At 46.1% G+C, this 5,611-nt stretch carries 5 protein-coding genes; all 5 read left to right on the top strand.

Annotated elements, in window-relative coordinates; translation table 11 throughout:
- Positions 1–135 precede the first annotated feature (135 nt).
- Positions 136–1,020 carry an SDR family oxidoreductase UcpA gene (gene ucpA, locus FYJ79_RS12175; RefSeq protein ID WP_154518865.1) on the top strand — a complete coding sequence of 295 codons (885 nt, stop codon included), beginning with the start codon at positions 136–138 and terminating at the stop codon, positions 1,018–1,020.
- Between the two features lie 549 nt (positions 1,021–1,569).
- Positions 1,570–3,489 carry a tetracycline resistance ribosomal protection protein Tet(W) gene (gene tet(W), locus FYJ79_RS12165; RefSeq protein ID WP_154518863.1) on the top strand — a complete coding sequence of 640 codons (1,920 nt, stop codon included), beginning with the start codon at positions 1,570–1,572 and terminating at the stop codon, positions 3,487–3,489.
- A gap of 50 nt (positions 3,490–3,539) precedes the next feature.
- Positions 3,540–4,307: a class I SAM-dependent methyltransferase gene (locus FYJ79_RS12160; RefSeq protein WP_002586626.1), complete on the top strand. Its 768-nt coding sequence runs from the start codon at positions 3,540–3,542 to the stop codon at positions 4,305–4,307.
- A gap of 171 nt (positions 4,308–4,478) precedes the next feature.
- The gene (locus tag FYJ79_RS12155) at positions 4,479–4,850 is read left to right on the top strand and encodes a sigma-70 RNA polymerase sigma factor region 4 domain-containing protein (RefSeq protein ID WP_154518861.1); all 372 of its coding nucleotides are present in this window, start codon (positions 4,479–4,481) and stop codon (positions 4,848–4,850) included.
- A 31-nt stretch (positions 4,851–4,881) separates the two neighbouring features.
- Entirely contained in the window at positions 4,882–5,094 is a 213-nt protein-coding gene (locus FYJ79_RS12150) for a helix-turn-helix domain-containing protein (protein ID WP_002586615.1), read from the top strand.
- The last annotated feature ends 517 nt before the right edge of the window (positions 5,095–5,611 follow it).

The following is a 5,611-nucleotide window of genomic DNA, read 5'->3' as shown; positions in this document are numbered from 1 at the left end:
GTCCGTAAAAATATAGATACAAATCCACAGTGCTTATAAATGATATCATCAATGGCCGTAGATGATATCATTCTTAATTCGGCTAGAAAGGAAAAATACTCAATTCTAACCTTAAATTGAGTATACGAGAAGAATATGAAAAAACTAGAAGGTAAAGTTGCTTTAATTACTGGTGCTGCAATGGGATTAGGAGAAGGCATTGCAGAAGTTTATGCGAAATATGGTGCTAAGATCTGTATGGTTGATATGTCTCAAAAGGTTGAAGAAACAGCTCAAAGAATTCGTGAAACATATAATGCAGATATTATTACTTGTGTCGCAAATGTAGCTAATAAAGAACAAATGATAGAAGCAGCCAAAAAGACATATGATACTTTTGGATCTTTAGATATAGCTTGTGCTAATGCCGGTATTTGTCGCTTGGCTCCTTTTGAAACATTCCCTGATGAGGATCGTGATGCATCTATTGATGTCAATATCAAAGGCGCATGGAATACATGTCAGGCTGTGATCCCTTATATGCTTAAAGAAGGTAAAGGTGCAATCGTTATTGCTTCTTCTGTAACAGGTGATATTGTTGCTGATCCTGGTGAAGCTGCTTATGCAATGACAAAAGCTGCCCTTGTTGGTCTGACAAAGTGTTTAGCTGTTGAATATGCAACTAGAAATATCAGAGTCAATTGTTCTCAGCTTGGTTATGCAAGAACACCGATGGTTGAAAAAATGGCTGTCGAATCAAATCCTGAGAATCCTGAACAGGCTATTCAGGATATTGCTGTTAACGTTCCTATTAAGCGACTCGCAAAACCTACTGAAGTCGGTGAACTCTTTGCCTTTTTAGGTAGTGATGAAGCAAGCTATATTACTGGTGAACAGATTGTTATTGATGGTGCTGCTACATTACCTGAAACAATGCTCATGTACGGTAAGGAAGCAAGCAACCGAAAACAAGAGATAGACCGCCAGCACTACACTATTCCGAACCAAAGACCAAAAGATAAGCATTGTGGGAAAATCTAAACTTTTGGATTTTCCTACAATGCCAACTACGGCGGAATCCCTCCCACTCCTTATATCTTTCTGTATACATTGAATTTGTATTTAGTAAAATGCAGACAACACCACGGATCGGCTTTTGGTTGGACAATTCCAACCAAACACCACAGCAGACAGCAGAAAACATTCTGAACGCTAGGAAGCCGGTATGATTGTTACATATAAGGGGAAGAAAAATTTCTTTTAGGTACTTGCTTTCCTAAAACTGATGTGATAAAATGATTTAAACCAGAAAAGGAGTAAAAAATATGCGGCAAGGTATTCTTAAATAAAACTATAATCAAATAGTGGGAACAAAGGATTATGATAGCTCCTTTTGTAGGGGCTTAGTTTTTTGTACCCAATTTAAGAATACTTTTGCCTTATCAATTTTGACATATCCCCAAAAACAGCAATCACAAACAGGTGTATGCTGTATATGTGTATGTCCGCAACTTATAATCCCCAGTGGTAAAAGTATTTTACTGCTGGGGATTTTTATGCCCTTTGGGGCTGTAAAGGGAGGACAATCACATGAAAATAATCAATATTGGAATTCTTGCCCATGTAGACGCTGGAAAGACGACCTTGACGGAGAGCCTGCTATATGCCAGCGGAGCCATTTCAGAACCGGGGAGCGTCGAAAAAGGGACAACGAGGACGGACACCATGTTTTTGGAGCGGCAGCGTGGGATTACCATTCAAGCGGCAGTCAGTTCCTTCCAGTGGCACAGATGTAAAGTTAACATTGTGGATACGCCCGGCCACATGGATTTTTTGGCGGAGGTGTACCGCTCTTTGGCTGTTTTAGATGGGGCCATCTTGGTGATCTCCGCTAAAGATGGCGTGCAGGCCCAGACCCGTATTCTGTTCCATGCCCTGCGGAAAATGAACATTCCCACCGTTATCTTTATCAACAAGATCGACCAGGCTGGCGTTGATTTGCAGAGCGTGGTTCAGTCTGTTCGGGATAAGCTCTCCGCCGATATTATCATCAAGCAGACGGTGTCGCTGTCCCCGGAAATAGTCCTGGAGGAAAATACCGACATAGAAGCATGGGATGCGGTCATCGAAAATAACGATGAATTATTGGAAAAGTATATCGCAGGAGAACCAATCAGCCGGGAAAAACTTGCGCGGGAGGAACAGCAGCGGGTTCAAGACGCCTCCCTGTTCCCGGTCTATTATGGCAGCGCCAAAAAGGGCCTTGGCATTCAACCGTTGATGGATGCGGTGACAGGGCTGTTCCAACCGATTGGGGAACAGGGGAGCGCCGCCCTATGCGGCAGCGTTTTCAAGGTGGAGTATACAGATTGCGGCCAGCGGCGTGTCTATCTACGGCTATACAGCGGAACGCTGCGCCTGCGGGATACGGTGGCCCTGGCCGGGAGAGAAAAGCTGAAAATCACAGAGATGCGTATTCCATCCAAAGGGGAAATTGTTCGGACAGACACCGCTTATCCGGGTGAAATTGTTATCCTTCCCAGCGACAGCGTGAGGTTAAACGATGTATTAGGGGATCAAACCCGGCTCCCTCGTAAAAGGTGGCGCGAGGACCCCCTCCCCATGCTGCGGACGACGATTGCGCCGAAAACGGCAGCGCAAAGAGAACGGCTGCTGGACGCTCTTACGCAACTTGCGGATACTGACCCGCTTTTGCGCTGCGAAGTGGATTCCATCACCCATGAGATCATTCTTTCTTTTTTGGGCCGGGTGCAGTTGGAGGTCGTTTCCGCTTTGCTGTCGGAAAAATACAAGATTGAAACAGTGGTAAAGGAACCCACCGTCATTTATATGGAGCGGCCGCTCAAAGCAGCCAGCCACACCATCCATATCGAGGTGCCGCCCAACCCGTTTTGGGCATCTATCGGACTGTCTGTTACACCACTCCCGCTTGGCTCCGGCGTACAATACGAGAGCCGGGTTTCGCTGGGATACTTGAACCAGAGTTTTCAAAACGCTGTCAGGGATGGTATCCGTTACGGGCTGGAGCAGGGCTTGTTCGGCTGGAACGTAACGGACTGTAAGATTTGCTTTGAATACGGGCTTTATTACAGTCCAGTCAGCACGCCGGCGGACTTCCGCTCATTGGCCCCGATTGTATTGGAACAGGCATTGAAGGAATCGGGGACGCAGCTGCTGGAACCTTATCTCTCCTTCACCCTCTATGCGCCCCAGGAATACCTTTCCAGGGCTTATCATGATGCACCGAAATACTGTGCCACCATCGAAACGGCCCAGGTAAAAAAGGATGAAGTTGTCTTTACTGGCGAGATTCCCGCCCGCTGTATACAGGCATACCGTACTGATCTGGCCTTTTACACCAGCGGGCAGAGCGTATGCCTTACAGAGCTGAAAGGGTATCAGGCCGCTGTCGGCCAGCCGGTCATCCAGCCCCGCCGTCCAAACAACCGCCTGGACAAGGTGCGCCATATGTTTCAGAAGGTAATGTAAAGATACATAATCGTCAAGACGGCAACAATCAGAAGTTATGGAGGGTAACAATGGAATATAGTAAGGAAGATTTAATGGAAGCAAAAAAGCAAATTTGGGGAGTGGGAGAGAACATGGGAACAGAGGAAAGTAAAAAAATCTGGGAGGAGAACGCACAATTTTGGGATAATGCAATGGGTGACGAATCTAATGAATTTCACAGAGAGGTAGTGCGTCCCAAAGTAACGGAACTTCTATCTCCTAATCCTGCGGATTACATTTTGGATATTGCGTGTGGCAATGGAAATTATTCTTCGTATCTTGCACAAAGAGGCGCTTCGGTTGTCGCTTTTGATTACAGCAAAAAAATGATAGAATTGGCTAAAAGACGGCAATCACAATATGCAAAACAAATTGAATTTTGTGTGGCGGATGCGACCGATAGAAAAAGTATATTAGAATTAAAAAGAAATCGAGCCTTTACGAAAGCAGTTTCTAATATGGCAATTATGGATATTACGGATATTGAACCACTTCTTATGGCTGTTTATGAACTGTTACAGGAAAGCGGAATTTTTGTCTTTGCAACGCAACACCCTTGTTTTGTCACGTTGACTGAAAAATATATGACACCGCACAGTTACTATGATATAGCGATTGAAGGGCAACCGAAAGAGCAGATTTATTATCATCGTTCCATACAAGATATTTTTAACCTTTGTTTTAGAGCTGGATTTGTCATTGATGGATTTTATGAAGAATGTTTTAAAACCAACAAAGAAATTCCTATGGTAATGATAGTAAGGCTTAAGAAGGTAAAACGTGATAGCTTAAAATAAATTCAAGTTTGTCGGGTAAATAGCAAACCCAGCCGAGCCAGTCAACGGTCAAGATGAACGGCGCATATGCGCAGCCGTTGACAGCCCCGCCCGCCTTTGCTGGTAGGCAATCAAGGGGCGACAGCAAGAAGTGCCACCGCCCCGCACTATTATTCAGAAAGGGGAATTTCCATGACCGACCAGATAGCCTATCAAGAATATATCCAGCGCAGGTACAACGCCTTTTGCAAGACTGTTATCCGCTGTGCCGCCTTGGACAAGATTTTGAAGCTTAAACGGCAAGTTTCCCTTGACTATCTGATGAACGAGAAGTTTGTCCAGTTTGCCGCGTCGGAGCCGGACGAGGAATACCCATTTACCGTCTGCGGTCAGACCGTCCTGCTCTGCAACGCCGCCCTTGCCGACGCGATCTCTGTTTTGCCGGAGCAGACGCGGGAAGAAATCCTGCGCTATTACTTTCTGCGCCAGCCGCAGCGCGTGATCGGCGCGTGTATTGGCCGGTCACGCAGCACAGCGGGGCGGCATATCCAGCTTGCCTTGTAGCGGCTACGCGAAGAAATGGGGGTGAGCCGGTATGAGTAGACTTCTCCCCTATGAAACAATCCTCAAAGCCCGTGAGGGCGACCCAGAAGCCGTGAACGCTGTCCTGCTCCACTACGCCGGATATATCCGCTATTTCTCAAAAGTGAACGGGCAGGTCAACGCCGAGGTGGAGGACTATGTAAAGCAGCGGTTAATTGACTGTCAATTCAAGTTCCGGCTTGACGAACCACCGGACAAGTCATAAAAACTGAATACCAGCCGCCACCGACGCGGCCAGCGAAAGCAGTAAGTCTTGAAAAAGATTTACTGCTTTTTTTGTTGTCCGGCTCCGCTCCCGGCCATTTTGCCCCCTGCCGGTTGTAGTAGTAAGCGAGGAGGGAATTTTTCTGCCCTGGTGTTTGGCATTTGGAGCATTTACCCGTAGTAGAGGGCAAAGAGAAAGGATTTCTCCAACACCGGGTAGAAACCACTGCGTCCGGTGTCATTTTAGCGAAAGCGGGCAGGAATGCCCTTTACAGGATTAGTAGTAGCAGAAAAAGAGAAACAAACTTTTGTGGTTGCAGTTTTCCAAAAAAGTGGCGGACGGAAGTGAGAGAAAGTTTGCAGTCACGGAGAGCAAGTTTCTACCACGGTGTGTTGAACCGCAAATTCTCCCAGTATTCAAACCGCAAATTATTTCAGCCTTTTTTTGACGGCATTTTTGTTTTTCCAGATTGATGACCGCACATTATTTCAACATGACTGATGATGGACCTTCAGGA

It is taken from the genome of Sharpea porci (genome assembly GCF_009695655.1).
Taxonomy (GTDB): Bacteria; Bacillota_I; Bacilli_A; order Erysipelotrichales; family Coprobacillaceae; genus Sharpea; species Sharpea porci.
Note: the sequence above shows the minus strand (reverse complement) of the source record. Positions and strands in the feature narration are given on the sequence as shown.